Below are 18,602 nucleotides of genomic sequence, written 5' to 3' on the forward strand. Positions count from 1 at the left end.
GCATGGCCCGCTGGTTCCTCGGCCCACCCGCGTGGAAGGACCTCGAGGCGATCCTCTCGGACCGTCCCGCCGAGGTGGTCTCCCCGCCGGTCGTCATCGAGCACACCGGGCAGGTCACCGATGACGCCTACCGGCCTGAGCGCACCGTCGACTACGCGGAGCTGCACGCCCACTCCCACTTCAGCTTCCTCGACGGCACCTCGAGCCCCGAGGACATGGCCGCACAGGCCGCCCGGCTGGCGCTGGGGGCGATCACCCTGGTCGACCACGACGGGCTGCCCGGCGCGGTGCGCTTCGCGAAGGCTGCGGCGGAGGCGGGGATCGCCACCGTCTTCGGGGCCGAGCTGACCCTGGGCCTCGAACCCGGGGCGGACGCGGCGAGCACCACCCCGATCATCTCCGCTCCCCGGACCGGCGTGCCGGACCCGGAGGGGGAGCACCTGCTGGTGCTGGTGCGCGACACGGACGGCTACCGCCAGCTCTCGGCCGCGATCGCCCGCGCTCACCTCGACAGCAGGCAGAAGGCCGCCCCCCGCTACCGGCTCGCCGAGCTCTCCCGGCTCGCCCGCGAGGGGCACTGGCAGATCCTCACCGGCTGCCGCAAAGGCTCGGTGACCCGGGCCGCGGCCCCGCACCTGGAGGTCGGGGACCTCGAGGCGGCCGCCCACGCGGCCGCGGAGGCCATCACGCGACTGCTGGAGCTGTTCGGCCCCGGCAACGTCGCCGTCGAGCTGATCGCCGGCGGTGGGGGAGAGGCGGATGAACTCCACGACGCGCTCGCCCAGGGCGCCCGCCTGGTGCGCGAGAGCCACGGGCTCGATGCGGTCTCCCTGCCGCTGGTGGCGAGCACCAACGCCCACTACGCCCGCCCCTCCGACAAGCGCCTGGCGGACACCCACGCCGCCCTGCGCGCCGGAGTGCCGCTCGCCCAGGCTGATCCCCACCTCTCCTCCCGTCCCGCGCACCTGCGCAGCGGCGAGGAGATGGCCCAGCTGCTGCCCCGCTATCCCAGTGCGATCGCGCAGGCGGCACGGCTGGGACGGGACTGCGCTTTCGACCTGCGGCTGCTGGCCCCGGATCTGCCGCCATTCCCGGTGCCCTCCGGGCACGACGAGGCCAGCTGGCTGGTGGAGCTGGTGGAGATCGAGGGCCAGGAGCGCTACGGACCGCGCCCGACGGCAGAGCGTCCCGAGCAGATCCCGGGGGCGTGGGCGCAGATCGACCACGAGCTGAAGGTCATCATCGACCTGCACTTCCCCGGCTACTTCCTCATCGTCCACGAGCTCGTCGACTTCTGCGCCGGGGAGGGGATCCTCGCCCAGGGCCGGGGCTCGGCCGCCAACAGTGCCGTCTGCTACGCGCTGGGGATCACCGCGGTCGAGCCCGTCGGCCACCACCTGCTGTTCGAACGGTTCCTGGCCCCCGAGCGGGACGGCCCGCCGGACATCGACATCGACATCGCCTCCGACCGCCGCGAGGAGGTGATCCAGCACGTCTATGACCGTTACGGGCGGGAGAACGCCGCCCAGGTCGCCAACGTCATCACCTACCGGGCCCGGCTCGCGGTGCGCGACGCGGCTCGGGCGCTCGGCTACGACCCCGGCGCGCAGGACGCCTTCGCCAAGCGGATCGAGCGCTCCTTCTCCTCCCTCGCCTATGCGGACGTCCCCGCCGACGTGGTCGAGCTCGCCCACCAGCTGCGTGACGCCCCCCGCCACCTCGGCATCCACTCCGGCGGGATGGTGCTGTGCGACCGGCCGGTGATCGAGGTGTGCCCGGTGCAGTGGGCCGCGATGGAGAACCGCTCCGTGCTGCAGTGGGACAAGGAGGACTGCGCCGACGCGGGCCTGGTGAAGTTCGACCTGCTGGGGCTGGGGATGCTCACCGCGCTGGATCATGCGCTGCGGATCATCGCCGAGCACCACGGCCAGCACTTCGAGCTGCGCACCCTGCCGCAGGAGGACGAGGCGGTCTACGACATGCTGTGCGAGGGGGACAGCGTGGGCGTGTTCCAGGTGGAGTCCCGCGCCCAGATCTCCACCCTCCCGCGGCTGCGGCCCCGGGAGTTCTACGACCTGGTGGTGGAGGTGGCGCTGATCCGGCCCGGCCCCATCCAGGGCGGAAGCGTGCACCCCTACATCCGGCGCCGGAACAAGGAGGAGGAGGTCACCTTCCTCCACCCGCGGCTGGAGAAGTCCCTGGGCCGCACGCTCGGGATCCCGCTGTTCCAGGAGCAGCTGATGCAGATGGTGGTCGACGTCGCGGACTTCACCCCCGCCCAGGCCGATCAGCTGCGCCGCGCGATGGGCTCCAAGCGCTCCACCCAGAAGATGCTCGAGCTCTCCGACGCGCTGTTCGAGGGGATGGCCAAGCACGGGATCGTGGGGGAGGACGCCGACGCGGTCCACCGCAAGCTGCTGGCTTTCGCCAACTACGGCTTCCCCGAGTCGCACGCGTATTCCTTCGCGTACCTCGTCTACGCGAGCTCCTACCTGAAGTGCCACTACCCGGCCGCGTTCACCGCGGCGCTCCTGCGCTCCCAGCCGATGGGCTTCTATTCCCCGCAGTCGCTGGTCGCGGACGCCCGCCGGCATGGCGTGCTCACCCGCGGGCCCGATGTGCTCCGCAGCCGCGCCCGCACCGATCTGGAGACCGACGAGGAGCATCACGGCTACCGGGTGGATCCGCCGCGGGAGCAGATCCAGGGGGAGACCGCTGCGGCCGGTCCGGCGATCCGGCTGGGCCTGGATCAGGTGCGCGGCATCAGCACCGAGACCGCGGAGATGATCACGGGGGAGCGGGAGCGCGGTGGGGTGTTCGTCTCGGTCCCGGATCTGGCCCGCCGGGTGCGGCTGACCGCTCGGCAGCTCGAGGCACTGGCCACGGCCGGGGCGCTCGATGCGCTGGCGAGCTCGCGTCGGCAGGCTCTGTGGGCCGCGGGCGCCGCCGCGCAGGAATCCCCGGGCACCCTGCCGCATCTCGCAATCGGTGCCCAGGCGCCGATGCTGCCGGGGATGAGCGAGGCGGAGCTCGCCACCGCCGACGCCTGGGCCACCGGCATCACCCTGGATGACCACCCGATGGCGCTGCTGCGGAAGCAGCTCACGAGGGACGGGGTGCTCTCGATCGCCGGCACCCGCGAGGCGGAGGACTCGACCCGGATCCGGGTCGCCGGGGTGATCACCCACCGCCAGCGCCCCGCGACCGCCGGGAACGTCACCTTCCTCAGCCTCGAGGACGAGACCGGGATCCTCAACGTGGTCTGCTCCCAGGGGTTCTGGGTACGGCACCGGGCCCTGCTGCGCACCGCCCGGTCGATCGTGCTGCGCGGCATCGTGGAGAACCGCACCGGCGCGGTGAACCTCGTCGCCGACGACGTCACCGCCCTGGACCTGGTCGCAGCGGGCAGGTCCAGGGACTTCCAGTGAGCAGGGACTTCCAGTGACTGCTCCCGTCAGGCAGCCGCCGGGACCGCCCCCGCGCCCACCCGCACGGAACGCCGCGCGAAGCGGGCCCTGCGCGAGGCCACCAGGGTCAGCAGCAGCGACACCGCCGCCCACGCAACGATTCCCAGCAGGGTGCTCGAGGTGCTCACCAGCGACCCGCCGAGCGCCGCATGGACCAGGCCCTGGGTGACGATCGACAGCGGCATCAGCGAGCCGATCGACTGCAGCAGCTCCGGAGCAGTCTGCACCGGCACGATCCCCACCAGCGTCACCACCTGCAGCACCATCAGCACGATCGAAGAGATCCGGCCGATGCGATCGCCCAGCAGCGTCAGCAGCATCTGGTGCAGCGCGGCGAACATGACCGCCCCGGCGAAGGCCACCAGTCCCACCGACAGCGGGGACAGCGGCGAGATGCCGATGGCGGTGAGCACCGACAGCACCGCGACGGTCTGCACCACCGCGATCAGCAGCGCCGGTGCCAGCGAGCGCAGCACCACCTGCCACATCGGCAGCGCCCGGTCCAGCAGGCTGCGCCGCAGCGCCGGCAGCAGCAGGAAGGTGCCGAAGGCGCCCAGCCACAGCGCGAGCGCGGTGACGAAGGGGAAGGTGGCGGTATCCGCCCCGTTCGCCTCGTTCTGCCGCTCCACCTCGGTGCCGACGGGAGCGGCGGCCATCTCACCCATCCGGGTGCGCTCGGCCTCGGTGTACGAGGGCACGGAGTCCGCGCCCTCGCGCAGACCGCCGGCCAGCTCCTCGGTGCCCTCCGCGAGCCCGGTGGTGCCCTCGGCCAGCTCCTCAGTGCCCTCCGCGAGCTCCCCGGAGCCATCGGCCAGCTGCTGATTGCCCTGCGCTAGCTGCTGCGCGCCGGTGCCGAGCTCGGTCGCCCCCTCGGCCAGCTGATCGGTGCCATCGGCGAGGGTTCCGGCGCCATCAGCGCTGGTCCGGGTGCCAGTGGCGAGCTGCGAGGAGCCCTCCGCGAGCTGGTCGACGCCGTCGGCATACCGCACCAGCCCGTCATGCAGGCCGCTCACCCCGTTCACCAGTTCTCCGGCGCCGTCGGCGCTGGTGCGGGCGCCGGCGGCGAGCTGCTGCGCGGCCGCGGTGAGCCCGGGGTTCTCGGCGGTGCCGTCCCCGTCGACGGCGGACGCGATGCCCTGGGCGTAGGTCACCACGCCCTCGGTGCCCTGGACCAGGCCCGGCTGCTCGTCGGTGCCGTTGATGCCGTCGGCGATCTGCTGGACGCCGCCCGCAGCGGTGCTCGCGCCGTCGCCCACGCTCTGCGCGGTGGCGGTCAGGCCGGGGTTCTCGGCGGTGCCGTCGCCGTTCACAGCGGCTGACGCGCCGTCTGCGGACGCCGCGAGCCGCGAGGCCTGGAGGCACTCCATGCTCTCGGAGTCCTGCGCGCAGAGAGTCTCTTGAAGCGCCGCGGCGTCGGCGGCCATCCCCGGGTTCTGCTCGGTGCCGTCGCCGTTCACGGCGGCGTCGATCCCGTCGGCGTACTGCACCACGCCCTGCGCCCCCTGTGCGAGGCCCGGCTGCTCGGGCGTGCCGGCGAGCCCGTCGGCGGCCTGCTGCGCGCCCTGGCCGAGCTCCGCGGTGCCCTCTGCGACGCCCTGCGCGGTGGGGACCAGGCCGGGGTTCTCCGCGGTGCCGTCGCCCGTGACCGCGGTTCCGGCCTGGGAGACGCCGTCCGCGAACTGCTCGATGCCGGTGGCGAGCTGGTCCGCGCCGGCCTCGAGACCCGGGTTCTCCGCGGTGCCGTCGCCCTCCACGCCGGCGGCGAGCAGCGAGGCGCCATCGAGCAGGCCCGGCTGGCCGTCGGTGCCGTTCATGCCGTCCTGCAGTCCGAGGACGCCGTCGGCGAGATCCTCACTGCCGGTGGCCAGCTCGTCGAGTCCATCGGCGAGCGTGCGGGTCCCGTCGGCCGCCTGCCAGGTGCCGTCGGCGAAGGTCCACACCCCGCCGGAGAACTCGTGCGCGCCCTCGGCCGCCTTCTCGGTCCCGTCGGCCAGGGTGCGGGTGCCCTCGGCGAGCTCCTGGGTGCCGCTGTCCAGATCGCTGGTGCCCTCGGAGAGGTCCTGCGCACCGTCGGCGGCATCGCGGAAGCCCTCGCCGAGGTCGTTGAAGCCGAGGTAGAGGCCGTCGAGGTACTGCTGTGCCATCTGCCCACCCATGGTGGAGGCGGACGCCTCGGCGACCGCAGTGCCCACCAGGGCGTTGATCTGGCCGCTGGCGTCGTTGGTGGTGACCTCGAGGATCGCCTGGGTGGCCTCGGGGGTGCCGATCGTGGCCAGATCCTGGGAGAAGTTCTCCGGGATCACCACCACGGCGGAGTAGGTGCCGTCCTGGAGGCCCTGCGCGGCATCGTCCTGGCTGGTCAGCTGCCAGTCGAAGCCGGTGGTGTCGGGGGTGTCCTGCCCCTCGACGGTGCCGGGCTGGGTCAGGGACCCGGCCAGCAGTCGGCCGAAGGGGACGGTCTGGACCTCGCCGTCGGCGTTCTCGATCTCAGCGCCCGCATCGAGGTTCACGACTGCGGCGGGCACCGTGTCCAGGCGGTCCACACGCCCGCTGAGCGCCCACATGCCCAGTGCGGCCACCAGCAGCGGCAGCACCAGGACGACGATCAGGGTGCGGGGATGCGTGAGGCGGTTCATGCGAGGGCTCCTTCGAGGGAGGACGCGGTGTCTGGAGACGATGCGGTGGAGCGTTGGACGGACAGGGCGAGCAAGCGGCGCGGATCCCGCAGGCTCCCCAACAGGTGGCGTTCGGCGTCGACGGGACGGTCGGTGCGGGAGCCGACGACCACCGTGGCGCCCTTCTCCAGCAGTGCGTCGAGGCGTTCGATGAGGGTGTCGTCGCTGACGGCGGCGGCGTGGGCGAGGTCCTCGATCTGCTCGATGACGATCACCGCCCGGCCGATGCCGTGGCCGTCGATCTCAACCAGCCGGTGCGCGACAGGTGCGCCGGCGCCGATCCAGTGAGCACGTCCCTGGATCGCCCCGAGGTCGTCAGGGGCCAGACGGTCGTGGACGGCGAGGATGCCGGAGGTCGGGGTGTGGCGACCCGCGGCGAGCGCGAGGAAGGTCGCGCGGGCGGCGTCGTCGGGCGCGCGCACCACCAGCAGGGTGCCCGGGGCGATGGAGCCGGTGAGCGGACCCACGGTGCCGGAGGCACCGAGCAGAGGCGCGACGACCTGGTCCAGACGCAGCGCGTGCTCGCCGTGCTCCTCGGTCCAGCGGCGGTGCTCGAGCACCGCGGCCAGCCCCTCGCCCTCGACATCGACCGTGGGCAGCGCGCGGGACAGCCATCCCGGCAGCCACCAGGCATGCCGTCCCAGCAGCGCGAGCACTGCGGGGACGAAGGTCATCCGCACCACGAAGGCATCGACCAGCACCCCCACCGCGAGCGCCACGGCGATCGGCTGCAGCATGAACCAGCCGGAGGTGACGAAGCCGGCGAACACCGCGACCATGATCAGTGCCGCGGCAGTGACCACCGGGGCGTTGGCGGTGAAGCCGCGTTCGATCGCGCCGCGGGCATCGCCGGTGTGCACGAACTCCTCGCGCATGCGGGAGACCAGGAAGACTTCGTAGTCCATGGCCAGGCCGAACAGCACGCCCATCACCATGATCGGCATGAAGGAGACGACGGGGCCGTTGACGTGCACGAACAGCGGTCCGTTGAACCAGCCGTACTCGAACACCATCGAGGTCACGCCGAAGGCCGCGGCGACCGAGAACAGATAGCCCACGGAAGCCTTGATGGGCACCCAGATGGAGCGGAACACGAGGGCGAGCAGGATCAGCGAGAGGCCCACCACGAACAGTGCGAAGGGCAGCAGAGCACTGGAGAGCTTGTCGGTGACGTCGATGCCGACGGCGGTCGCACCGGTGACCGTCACCTCGGAGATCGCCAGCTCGTCCTCCCAGCCGTCGGCGCTGCCGCGCAGCTCGGCGACCAGGTCCTTGGTGGACTGGTCGGTGGGCCCGCCGTCGGGGACCACGACCACCACCGCCATGTCGGCACCCCGGTTGGGGGTCGCCATCTGGATCTCCTTGACGTTGTCGAGGGAGGCGATGTCGCTCTCCAGCTCGTCGACCACGCCGAGTGGATCAGTGGTGTTGATGATGTCGGCGGTGACCAGCAGGGGACCGTTGTAGCCGGGGCCGAACTCCTCGGCGACCAGGTCATAGGTGTCGCGGGCGGAGGTGCCCTGCGGCTCGGTGCCGAGATCGGGCAGTGCCAGCTCGAGGTCCTTGATCGGGATCGCGAGGGCGCCGACGCCGATGATCACCAGCAGGATCGTGAGCGCGGGCACCTTGGTCACCAGGCGCGCCCAGGTGCGGCCGAAGCTCCGACGGGGTCGCGCGTCCGGCTCCGGGGCCGGCAGCGTCCCGCCGTGTTCTGCCATGGCCCGGCGGATCCTGCGCGGGCGCAGACGTTCACCGAGGATCCCCATCATCGCCGGGAGCATGGTCAGGGCGACGACCACGGACAGGGCAACGGTCGCCGCTGCGGCGACGCCCATCACGGTGAGGAAGGGGATGCCGGTGATGAACAGGCCCACCAGCGCGACGATCACGGTCAGGCCGGCGAAGATCACGGCGCTGCCGGAGGTGGCCAGGGCCTTGCCGATCGATTCGTGGACGTCATCGCCCTGGCTGAGCTGGTCGCGGTGGCGCGAGAGGATGAACAGGGCATAGTCGATGCCGACGGCGAGGCCGAGCATCGCGCCGAGCGCGGTGGTCACCGAGGGGATCTCGACCCCGGCGGAGAGTGCGACCAGGGCGAGCATCGAGACGCCGACGCCGACGATCGCGGTGATAATCGGGATGACCGCGGGGACCAGCGAGCGGAACACGATAGCGAGGATCAGCAGCGCGACGATGACGCCGATCACCTCTCCGGCGCCGAAGGGGATCTCGGCGCTCTGGAGCACCTGGCCTCCGACGTGGGTCTCGAGCGACGGGGTCTCCGCCTCCTCGATCAGCTGCGTGATCTCGGCGATGGACTCCGCGGGGTACTCGCCGTCATAGGGCTCCATCTGGAACTGGGCGATGATCGCGGTGTCGTCCTCGGTGCGGGTGCCGGGAGAGAGCTCGTCGAAGGGGGAGGGGGCGGCGGCGACGCCGTCGACGGCGGCGATCTCCTCCATGAGCGTCTCGATCTGGTCCTGATGCTCATCGACCGTGGTGCCGTCGGGGGCCACCAGCACCACCTGGCCGGCGGTGCCGCCCAGCTCCGGGAAGCGCTGGGCGAGGGCATCGATGCCGCGCTGTCCCTCGGTGCCGGGGATCTGGATGTCGGTGGCGAAGGTGCCGCCGAGGCCGACGGCGAGGCCGCCCACGATGAGCAGCAGCGCGGCCCAGGCGCCGACGATCTTCCAGCGCAGGGAGGCCATCAGACGACCGAGGCGGTACAGGGACGAGGACACGCGACCTCCAGGACGGGCACGAGCAGGGGGAGACGTCGGACCGCCCCACTGGAGACGCCCACGCATTCGATACACGAACGTATCGGTGCGATAGTATCGGCTGGTCCTCACGGACATCAACGTCCCCTGAGCATCACCGGGGTGAGAGTCATCCCACCCGCCCTGCCCTGCCGCAACCTGTCCCACCGCATCCCCATGAGGAGCCATGAGCGATCTGTTCGAGCCGCTGCCCGAATCCGCCGGCACCCGGCGCCGGGAGAACACGCGCGCGAAGCTCGTGCGGGCCTCGCTCGAGGTCTTCGTCGAGAAGGGCGTCGACGGCGCGACGGTCGACGACCTCGCCAAGGCGGCCGGGTTCACCCGCGGAGCCTTCTACTCGAACTTCTCCACCAAGGAGGAGGTCTTCACCGCGCTGTTCGACGAGGTGACCGCGGAGCTCATCGGCATCGCGAACAGCTCCGTCGAGGACGCGGTGACCCAGGCGTCGGCACAGAACTCCCAGCGCCTTCCCGACCTTGACGATGCCGACGTGATGCTCGCGGTGTTCGAGGGGATCCGACCCTTCGGCCGCCAGTGGTACCTGCTCTACTCCGATGCGATCGCGCACTCGCTGCGGGACGAGCAGATGCGGGTGGAGCTCGCCGTGCAGCGTGAACGGCTGCGGAACGAGATCGGCGCCATGCTCTCGATGCGGCTCGAGGCAACCGGGGCACGCGCACTGCTGGCGCCGGAGGATCTCGCGCAACTGCTGATCGGCATCTTCATCGACCTCATGCTGCGCGAGCACATGGAGCAGCGCGACGTCACCGAGCTCGCCGCGACCACCATCCTGGGCACGCTGCAGGCCTTCATAGCGCCGCGCGCGGACTGAGTGCCCCGAGAGGGCTGAGCGCCGGGACACGGCTGTGGGCCCGCTTCGGCGCGGTCTGCCCGATTCGTCGCGACACGCCGAGTTCTGCAGCTGCGGACCCCATGGGGGAGCGGTTCCGCGTACGGTGGCGGCGGTGTGACGGTCGTCGCACTGACTGTTCCTGCTTCCCCAGCTTCCCCGCTTCCCCAGGAGACGCCATGTCGTCCTATCGACCACGCCATCTCACCCCTCCTCCCGTTCCCGCCGATCCCGTCGGTGCCTCGCGCCGGTCCGTCCTGCGCGGAGGGGTCCTCGGCGCCGCGGCCCTCGGCGCCGGCACGGCCGCGCTGGCAGCCCCAGCGGCGAATGCCGCCGGCATCTACGGCCAGGACGTCTCCGGCTGGCAGGGGGAGGTCGACTGGGCCGCCCAGGCCGAGCTCGGCTCCCGCTTCGCCTACGTGAAGGCAACCGAGGGCCGCAGCTACCGCAGCCCTGCCTTCAATCACCAGTACACCGGTGCCGGGAACGCGGGCCTCGTGCGCGGCGGCTACCACTTCGCGCGCCCCGACTCCGGAGGCCCCGAGGAGCAGGCGGATTTCTTCCTCAACAACGGCGGCGGCTGGAGCGAAGACGGCGTCACCCTGCCCGGCATGGTCGACTTCGAGGGGTACAGCGGCTTGCCGCGCGACTACGGTCTCTCCCGGCAGGAGATGCGCGACTGGATCGTGGGCTTCTCCGATCACTACCGTGAGCAGACCGGTCGCCGACCGGTGCTGTACACGAACCTCCACTGGTGGAACGACGTGGTGGGGGAGTGGACCCCGAAGAATTCCCCGCTCTTCCTCGCCTCCTACTCCTCCTCCCGCCCCAGCACGCTGCCGGGCCGCTGGTGGGGCTGGGAGATGTGGCAGTACTCGGACTCCGGCCCCTTCGCCGGCGACTCGAACCTCTGGCACGGCAGCGAAGAGCAGTTCGCGCGCTTCGTCGGCGAGTACGACTACGGCGCCGACGGCATCTGAGCCTCCACCGGACTCCATCGCACCGGCCGGGCCGAGCCCTGACCGCGTGGTCTTGGCCCGGCCCGCGTGGTGTCGGTCCGGCCCACTGTGTACCCTGCCCCGGTGAACACTGAAACACCCCCCACCCCCTCCGCCCAGCACTCTGGACGCCCGGCCGGCGCCGTCTACGCCGACCGGGGCAGCTCTCACTTCGACATACTCCTCGCCGCCATGGTCACCGTGGTCGTGCTCTCAGGGATCGGCGCTGCCAAGGGCGTCAGCTTCGGAACCATCCCCGGCACCGGCTTCGAGATCATCACCGATGGTGGCTTCTTCCTCTTCCCCCTGGCCTATGTGCTCGGCGACATCATCACCGAGCTGTACGGCGCCCGCAGCGCGCGCCGCGCGATCATCACCTCCTTCGCCGTGAGCATCCTGGCCTCGATCAGCTACCAGGTGATCATCGCGCTGCCCCCGTTCCCCGATGCCTACGGGCTGGCCAAGCAGGAAGCTCTCGAACTGGCTCTGGGGCCGGTCTGGATCGTGGTGCTCGCCGGGCTCGCAGGCTTCCTCGCCGGGCAGAGCCTGAACTCCTTCGTGGTGACCCGTATGAAGCGGCGCATGGGGGAGAGGGGCCTGATCGCCCGGCTGTTCACCTCGAGCGGCCTCGGCGAGCTGGTGGACACGATCATCTTCTGCTCGATCGCCTCGGTCGCGATCGGCATCACCAGCATCGAGCAGTGGGCTGAGTACACGATCCTGGGGTTCGTGTACAAGGTCGCAGTGCAGTACGCGATGATCCCGGTGACCTCCGCAGTGATCCGCTGGATGAAGCGCACTGACCCCAGCTACCAGGCGGGGCTGGCCGCGCGGGAGAAGCCCGCCGTGTGACGGCGCGCGCGTGCCGAGGACCTGTACGGGGCCGCGGACGCGCCTATAGGATTGCTGATCGGGCCAGGCAGGATCGCCGAGATCCTCCTGGCCCGACGTCTGCACTCCGTGAAAGGACCTCCGTGGCACCCGCCGCCGACGACACATCCCGCGAGGACGCTCGCGAAGAGCCCCCGACCTCCACAGGCTCGATCCCCACCACGACCGGATCCATCCCCACCGCGACCGGATCCATCCCCACCACCACTGGGTCCATCCCCACGATCACCGGTGCGATCCCCACCATCACCGGTGCGATCCCCGTGCTCGAGGACCCGGCGGACCACGAGATGGCCCGCCTCCCCGACGAAGAGCAGCTCAGCCGCACCCGCAGCAAGGTCACCGCGATGGTGATCCTCGTGCTCACCACGCTCAGCGCGATCGGCCCGCTCGCCACCGACATGTACATCCCGGCCTTCCCGGAGGTGGCCGAGGAGCTCGGCAGCACCGCCTCGATGATGCAGCTGACTATCACGGCGTTCTTCCTCGGCACCGCGAGCGGACAGATCGTCGCAGGCCCGCTCTCGGACCGCATGGGCCGCCGCATCCCGCTGCTGATCGGCATCGTGCTGTGCCTCGTGGCCTCGATCGGCTGCGCCCTCGCCGGGGACGTGGAGATGCTCCTGGTGATGCGCGTGCTGCAGGGCATCGGCGGCGGCTTCGGCATGGTGCTGGGCCGCGCGGTGCTGATCGACATGACCGACGGCCCGGAGCTCTTCCGGATCATGAACATCATGCAGGGCGTGGGCGGCGTCGCACCGATCGTCGCCCCGCTGCTCGGCGGGCTCATCCTGCTGGTCGGCCAGTGGCGGGAGGTGTTCGTCGTGATCGCCGCGATGTCCCTGGTCTCGCTGCTCGGCGTGCTCTTCCTGATCCCCGAGTCGCTGCCGGTATCCCGACGGCACTCGGGCGGCTTCCGCACCTTCCTGCGGAACGTGCGCACGCTGCTGCGCCGACGGATATTCGTCGCGTACCTGCTGGTCAACGCCTTCTCCGCATTCGCGCTGATGGCCTACGTCTCCGCCTCGTCCTTCGTGGTCCAGGAGATGCTCGGCTTCTCCTCCAGTGAGTACTCGGTGAGCTTCGCGATCAACTCCGTGGGCATGATGGTGCTCTCGCTCCTCTCGGCGCGCCTGACCCGCACCATTCACCCCCGGGCCCTGATCCGCGTGGGTCTGATCGTGGTGTCGCTCGCGAGCTTCGCGCTGCTGATCGGCAGCCTGTTCCTGGACACCCCGGCGTGGATCGTGCTCCCGGCCTTCTTCTTCACCGTCGCGCCGCAGGGCATGATCTTCGGCAACGGAGGCGCGCTCGCCTCGGACCAGGCCCGCGAGTTCGCCGGCACCGGGTCGGCGATGCTGGGCCTGGGCTTCTCCTTCTCCGCCTCGATCGCCGCGCCGCTCGTGGGCATCGCCGGTACGCACTCCTCGCTGCCGATGGCGATCACCATGGTGGTGGGCTGCCTGATCTCGGCGACGTTCTTCGTTCTGGCGGGTCGGGGGAGCGGCACCGCGAACCCCCACACCGTCGCGGCCTGAGCGGATCGGCCGCGAGATGAGCCAGTGATGATCCTGCCCGAGGTGCGTGATCCGCGGATGGTGACGATCCGTCGCGGAGGGACCCTGCGTGACGAGCACCATCAGCTGCTGGCTCGCTGGGCGGCCGAATGCGCCGAGCACGTGCTCGCGCTGTTCGAGACCGTCCAGCCGGGGGACGCGCGTCCCCGCGACGCGATCGTCGCGGCGCGCGCCTGGGCCGACGGCGAGATGTCGATGATGCAGGCCCGGACGCTGGGCGGGCACGCGATGGGCGCCGCCCGGCCGCTGCCCGGTGCCGCCCGTTTCGCCGCCTATGCCGCCGGGCAGGCCGCCTGCGTGGGCCACGTCGCCGAGCATGACCTGGGTGCTGCCGCCTATGCGCTCAAGGCGGTGCGCAGCGCCTCCGGCGACGACGCACTGTGCGGCGAGCGGGACTGGCAGCGCGCCCGCCTGCCGGCAGCGGTCCGGGAGCTCGTGCTCGAGGACCAGGGGAGTCGTGACGCGATCTGCTGGTCGGTCTTCTCTCTGTGAACTGGTGCTGCGCGCCGCGCAGCACAAGACCCTCGAGGAACCTGCAGGAAAAGTCCGTGACGCCCATGCGGGTCGGCCTGCGGCATCCGATCGACGCGCGAAAAGAATCCCGTCGAGCAGAGCTGTGCCGTGACCTGCGACGATGCAGCAAACCTGCAGGTCGCAAGCACTTTACAAGAGAGTGCCGGGGGAGAGGTCGCCAGGAGCGTGCGGAGATCAGGGCTGCACGGAGAAGGTCTCCCGAAGCGGGCGATACAGCGTGCGAAAGATGTGTTCCTGAGTTCAGTGTTCAGATGCTGTCTCGATGGCCCGGATGCCCGGATCCCCGAGCTTTGGCGCAGGTTCGTCACTGTCGGTGCAACGCCGTCGATTGTGCCGAGGGTCGATGTTCCTGACGGCCTCAGTGGGATCCTGGACGAAGCCGTCGTGGGCGACACCTTGTAGGTAGTGCGCCTGAAGTGTCAGTGGTGCGGCGACACGGCCGACACATGCCCGGCCAGGCCCTTCATGCGCCGCCGATAATGCACGTTATGTAAAGTGGGCCTGGAGTGACGCGCAGAGAGTGCTCCCCTGACGGTTCTGTGTTCTGTGTCCTGTGTCTAGTCCAGCTCACGCTGGCTCCACGGTCATGACCATGACGCAGTTCTTCAGCCCCTTGGGTCGGTCGTAAGTGAAGCCGAGCCGCTCGTACAGGCGCCGGGTGCCGTTGTACAGGAACGACGAGGACATCTTCTTCGTCTGATGCGTCAGGTCGTGAGGATAGCTCTCGACCGTTCCGCCGCCGGCTGCCGCGATGTGCCCCAGCGCGCCGGTGATCGCCAATTCGGTCAGGCCGTGGCGCCGATACCGCTTGTCGACGAAGACACAGGTGATCCGGAAGTCCGGCGCCGCAGTGCTGGTGGCGTCGTACTGCTTGCGATGATGGATCGTCGGCAGCTCCTCCGGGGTGCCGTACTCGGCCCAGGCGATCGCCTCCTCGCCGTCCATGACCAACGCAGCGTGTGCTGTCCCCTGCTCGACGTGAGCCTTCTTCAGCAGGCGATTGCCCTCGAAGCTCTCGCCGCGCCCTTCGCAGGCCGGATGGAAGTACAGGCACCAGCAGCCGCCGAAGATGCCGTTGTGCCGCTGCACCAGAGCCTCGAAGGCAGGCCAGGTGCGGATGTCCAGCGGCTCGATGCGGTACGACGACCCTTCGGGCATGTCAGTCCCCTGTGCCCGCGATCGGCGCCGGAGCGCACACGACTCCCCTGTTGCCGTCCTGGTCGGTGATCACCACGAGCGAGGGCGCCTGACTGTCATCGACGACAGTCCCCCCGGCGGCCACGGCCGCCGCGATCCGCTGCGGCGCGACCTCCGGGGTCACGTACACCTCGAGATGGAACCGCTGCTCGCCCGCCTGTTGCCCGTCCCCGAACCACAGATTCGGGACCCGCCCCGTGGCATCTCGCACCTCGTCGCTCGGTGTCCCGCGGCCCTGGGCCGCAGGGTCCCCGGTCAGGAGCGCTGCCCATACCGGGGCGATGATCGCGGAGCTCTGGGTGTCGAGCCCGAGCTCGATGTGGCTGACCGCAGCCACCTCGGCGCGAAGATCGTGGAGCGCAGCGATCTCGGTGATGCGCCGTGCCAGGTCCAGGTCCCTCTGGGTGACCCACTGGACGACGTGCTCAGTCTCTCCGTCCCGATAGATCGCGTCGTCACTGACCAGCTTCAGATCGACATGACCGGCGTCCATCGATACTCGAGGCTGATGGCCGAGCTCGGTGCCGACCTCGCCGATGGCCACGAGGAAACGTGCTCCCGCTTCGAAGTCGTCGATGAGATACCGGGCGTGCAGGCCCTGGGCGAGTTGGCACCAGTCCGTCAGGCGGGCTGCGGCGATCTGAGCTGCTCCGAGCATCTCCATGAACGTGACCCTAGCGGTGAGGCGACGGTGGCGCCAGACCGCCGGACCCTCGGAAATCCCCTTGCTACTGCCGATGCGGAGCATTGCCTGGAGTTCGCCGATCCGGTGGGCCACCCGTTCTGCCTCACGCTGGTGGACATCCCCGGCTGAGCTGCGGGCGGTGCTCAGTACGCGACGACGACGCCGTCGCCGCCGGACCAGCGGGCACGCAGCCGTACGGCGCCGTCGAGATCACCGAGGGTGCGCGCGATGGTGAACGGCGCGCCGTCCAGCAGCTCATCCCCCGTCGGCGGCTGCTCGCCTTCGTCGACCTCGAGGCTGAGCGTCACGCTCTGCGGAAGCGTCTCGCTCAGCGTGCCGTCCTCGTCATAGATGTCGAGCGCCGCCTGCTGCTGCTCCCCACAGATCGCGCGCCGGAAGCAGTCCAGTGCGGTCTCGTCGGCCAGGCCGTCGTAGACGAAGCGCTCACCGAGCACCGAATGCTGCATGATGGCCAGCAGATGCTCGTCGGCACCGTCAACCCGGAGGGGTCGGTACGAGAGCGGCAGATGGTAGGTCGTCTCCCCCACGCGCACCAGATGGCACTCCACGCCGACCTCGCCCTCGGGGTCGTCGAAGCGGTAGGCGCCGAGGAGCACGAGCTCACCGGTCTCTCCCCAGGAACGCGAGGACAGGAAGTCGTGGAGGATCTCGGTCTTGTTGGGGCTGAGCTCGGCACGGTAGATGATCGCCATGGCTCCCACGGTAGTGCCCTGCTCCCCCGCGACACGCATGAGAGCGTCCACATCCTGGCTTCACCCCGAACTCATCGAAAGTTCATACACTCCCGATATGTCCACCTCGCCCTCCGCGCCCGCGGGCTTCAGACCGCTGTCCCAGTACCGGGTCGCCCTCCGCCTGATCGCGGTCGCCGCAATGATCATCGTGATCGCGCTGTTGTTCCTGCTCGCGCATCAGCGCACCACCGGGCTGCTCTCGCAGAACCTGCACACCGTCTTCTGGTATTTCGATGTGGGCCGCGAGTACAACATGGCCACCTGGTACAACTCCGGACTGTGGCTGCTGCTGGGCGTCCTCGCCGCGATGATCGCCGTGACGGGATCAGCCCGACGCCGGTCCTGGTGGCTGCTGGCAGTCGTCGCCCTGTTCGCCTCGGTGGACGAGTACCTCGAGGTGCATGAACGGCTGGACGTGCCCGGGAACCTGATCGCGGAGCATCTGCCCGTCACCATCGGCTTCTCCTGGGTGCTGCTCGGCGCCCCGATCGCCCTGGTGATCGTCCTCCTGCTGCTCCGCCTCGTCCTCTCCCTGCCCTCACGTGCACGCAACGGACTGTTCCTGGGAGGCGCGCTCTTCCTCGCCGGAGCGGTCGCGGTCGAGACCCTCAATGGGCGGATCCTGGTGGGGAACGACGGCATCGTCAACAACGCCTATATCTACAGCACGATGCTCGAAGAGCTGCTGGAGATGAGCGGGATCGCGGTCGCCTTCGCCTCAGTGCTGAGCCTGATCCAGCGCGATCCCGTGGCACGGGTCCTGCGACTGGATCCCGCGGTGCTCCCGGACGTCAGCCGTTCCCAGGAGCCGGCCGGTCGCCGCTGATCCGACCATCGGCCAGGGCGATGATCCGGTGCGCGCGCTGCGCGACCTGGGCGTCATGGGTGACCAGCACGATCGTCGTCCCCTCGGCGCTGATCTCAGCAAGGGCATCCATCATCTCCTCGGTGGCTGCGGAGTCCAGCGCTCCGGTCGGCTCATCGGCCACCAGCAACCGAGGATGGTTGATGAGTGCCCGGGCGAGAGCCACCCGCTGCAGCTGCCCACCGGAGGCTTCACCGACTCCACGCTCGGCGAGATCGTCGACGCCGAGCTGCGTCATGAGCTGCTCGGCTCTGGTGCGCAGCACGGTGCGCTGCTCGGTCCGGGCGAGCAGCCCCGGCAGCAGCACGTTGTCCAGCAGCGAGAGGTTCCGCAGCAGATGGAACTGCTGGAACACGATGCCGATCTCCAGCAGTCGGCGGCGCGAACGTGCCTTCCCGTCGAGCGTGCTGTGGTCCTCCCCCGCCCACAGCACGCTGCCGTCGGTGGGGTCCTCGAGACCGCTGAGCGTGTACAGCAGGGTTGACTTCCCACAGCCGGAAGGGCCCATCACCGCGAGGAACTCCCCGTCCGCGACCGTGAGATCGATGTCGTGCAGGATGGTGGTCCGCTGCAGGCGGCGCGTCACTCCTCTGGCCTCGAGCAGCGGAACGTCCAGGCCGGTGGTGCTGAGGGTGGTGGTCATGACGGTCTCCTCCGAGGGGATCATTCCGTGGTCTGGGCGCGCACGTCGGCGGTGCGCAGCCGGCGGCAGGTCCACAGCGTGGCGAGCGTGGCGATGGTGCCCAGCAGCAGCGGCATCGCGATTCCGGTCAGCAGCGGATCGACGACGAGATCGATCCGGCTGGTGCCCTGGAACAGATGCTCCATCCCCCCGAACATCCCCTCGATCAGGACGTTGAACAGTCCCTGTCCCAGGGTGAGGGAGAGTGCGGCACCGGCGACCAGGCCGAGCAGCAGGGTGACCAGCATCCGGATGAGGTACGGGGCGCGCAGCGTGAGGGGCGAGGCACCCAGCGCCCGCTGGACGGCGAGCGGGGAAGCATCGGTGGCCAGCCAGAGTCGGGAGATCATCACCGCCAGCAGTGCGGCCAGGGCCACCGCCGCCGCCGAGGCCAGCGCCGCGGCGACGCTGATCCGCTCCGCCACCGGACCCAGCAGCTGGGACCGGTACACCTCGGTCTCCGAGACCCGGGCGTCAGTGAGCTGAGCGGACAGATCCTCGGCGACAGCGGCGGTCTCAGCGCCCGGGGTCAGGGCCGCCCCGAGCACGTACCCGATCACCTGCTCGCCCTCCGCGGGCAGCATGCCCCTGGCGGTCCGCCCGCCGTTGGTGAGGTCCTGATAGGAGCCGACCACCTCCAGCTCCT

14 protein-coding genes are annotated in these 18,602 nt (G+C 70.2%); 7 read left to right on the forward strand and 7 right to left on the reverse strand.

The annotated features are described in order from the left end of the window. Nucleotides 1–2 precede the first annotated feature (2 nt). Nucleotides 3–3,428, forward strand: a complete 3,426-nt coding sequence (locus ACT3SQ_RS05930) for an error-prone DNA polymerase (protein WP_441445589.1) — start codon at nt 3–5, stop codon at nt 3,426–3,428. A 26-nt stretch (nt 3,429–3,454) separates the two neighbouring features. Here the strand turns inward: ACT3SQ_RS05930 and ACT3SQ_RS05935 are convergent, their stop codons facing one another. Continuing rightward, nucleotides 3,455–6,103, reverse strand: coding sequence for a YhgE/Pip family protein (locus tag ACT3SQ_RS05935; protein ID WP_444592507.1), 2,649 nt, complete (start codon nt 6,101–6,103; stop codon nt 3,455–3,457). Continuing rightward, a complete protein-coding gene (locus ACT3SQ_RS05940) occupies nt 6,100–8,883 on the reverse strand; it encodes an MMPL family transporter (RefSeq protein ID WP_442332083.1) in 2,784 nt (927 codons plus the stop codon). The genes ACT3SQ_RS05935 and ACT3SQ_RS05940 overlap by 4 nt, the downstream gene beginning before the upstream one ends. A gap of 205 nt (nt 8,884–9,088) precedes the next feature. Here ACT3SQ_RS05940 and ACT3SQ_RS05945 point away from each other — a divergent pair, with 205 nt between their 5' ends. The 5 genes from ACT3SQ_RS05945 to ACT3SQ_RS05965 all read left to right on the forward strand — a co-directional run bounded on the left by ACT3SQ_RS05945 (nt 9,089) and on the right by ACT3SQ_RS05965 (nt 13,730). Further along, nucleotides 9,089–9,754 carry a TetR/AcrR family transcriptional regulator gene (locus ACT3SQ_RS05945; RefSeq protein ID WP_441445586.1) on the forward strand — a complete coding sequence of 222 codons (666 nt, stop codon included), beginning with the start codon at nt 9,089–9,091 and terminating at the stop codon, nt 9,752–9,754. Nucleotides 9,755–9,951: 197 nt separating this feature from the next. After that, nucleotides 9,952–10,752, forward strand: a complete 801-nt coding sequence (locus ACT3SQ_RS05950; RefSeq protein ID WP_442332082.1) for a GH25 family lysozyme — start codon at nt 9,952–9,954, stop codon at nt 10,750–10,752. A gap of 102 nt (nt 10,753–10,854) precedes the next feature. After that, nucleotides 10,855–11,622 carry a queuosine precursor transporter gene (locus tag ACT3SQ_RS05955; RefSeq protein ID WP_442332081.1) on the forward strand — a complete coding sequence of 256 codons (768 nt, stop codon included), beginning with the start codon at nt 10,855–10,857 and terminating at the stop codon, nt 11,620–11,622. Nucleotides 11,623–11,744: 122 nt separating this feature from the next. Beyond that, nucleotides 11,745–13,199, forward strand: coding sequence for a multidrug effflux MFS transporter (locus ACT3SQ_RS05960; RefSeq protein WP_442332080.1), 1,455 nt, complete (start codon nt 11,745–11,747; stop codon nt 13,197–13,199). 27 nt (nt 13,200–13,226) lie between these two features. After that, complete coding sequence (locus ACT3SQ_RS05965) at nt 13,227–13,730, forward strand: putative immunity protein (protein WP_442332079.1); 504 nt, start codon at nt 13,227–13,229, stop codon at nt 13,728–13,730. Nucleotides 13,731–14,339: 609 nt separating this feature from the next. Here ACT3SQ_RS05965 and ACT3SQ_RS05970 read toward each other — a convergent pair. The 3 genes from ACT3SQ_RS05970 to ACT3SQ_RS05980 form a co-directional block, all read right to left on the reverse strand. Beyond that, nucleotides 14,340–14,930, reverse strand: a complete 591-nt coding sequence (locus ACT3SQ_RS05970) for a GNAT family N-acetyltransferase (protein ID WP_441445581.1) — start codon at nt 14,928–14,930, stop codon at nt 14,340–14,342. A 1-nt stretch (nt 14,931) separates the two neighbouring features. Continuing rightward, nucleotides 14,932–15,633 carry a 4a-hydroxytetrahydrobiopterin dehydratase gene (locus tag ACT3SQ_RS05975; protein ID WP_441445580.1) on the reverse strand — a complete coding sequence of 234 codons (702 nt, stop codon included), beginning with the start codon at nt 15,631–15,633 and terminating at the stop codon, nt 14,932–14,934. Between the two features lie 164 nt (nt 15,634–15,797). Further along, a complete protein-coding gene (locus ACT3SQ_RS05980; RefSeq protein WP_442332078.1) occupies nt 15,798–16,367 on the reverse strand; it encodes a maltokinase N-terminal cap-like domain-containing protein in 570 nt (189 codons plus the stop codon). Nucleotides 16,368–16,464: 97 nt separating this feature from the next. Here ACT3SQ_RS05980 and ACT3SQ_RS05985 point away from each other — a divergent pair, with 97 nt between their 5' ends. Then, complete coding sequence (locus ACT3SQ_RS05985) at nt 16,465–17,235, forward strand: hypothetical protein (RefSeq protein WP_442332077.1); 771 nt, start codon at nt 16,465–16,467, stop codon at nt 17,233–17,235. On the opposite strand, the gene ACT3SQ_RS05990 is transcribed toward ACT3SQ_RS05985, so the two are convergent. After that, nucleotides 17,201–17,917, reverse strand: a complete 717-nt coding sequence (locus tag ACT3SQ_RS05990; RefSeq protein ID WP_442332076.1) for an ABC transporter ATP-binding protein — start codon at nt 17,915–17,917, stop codon at nt 17,201–17,203. The two genes, ACT3SQ_RS05985 and ACT3SQ_RS05990, sit on opposite strands and share 35 nt — an antisense overlap. A 20-nt stretch (nt 17,918–17,937) precedes the next feature. Continuing rightward, a complete protein-coding gene (locus tag ACT3SQ_RS05995) occupies nt 17,938–18,591 on the reverse strand; it encodes an FtsX-like permease family protein (RefSeq protein ID WP_441445576.1) in 654 nt (217 codons plus the stop codon). Nucleotides 18,592–18,602 lie beyond the last annotated feature (11 nt).

Origin of the sequence: Brachybacterium sp. AOP42-C2-15, assembly GCF_052377065.1 — a bacterium.
In the GTDB taxonomy this organism is placed as follows: domain Bacteria; phylum Actinomycetota; class Actinomycetes; order Actinomycetales; family Dermabacteraceae; genus Brachybacterium.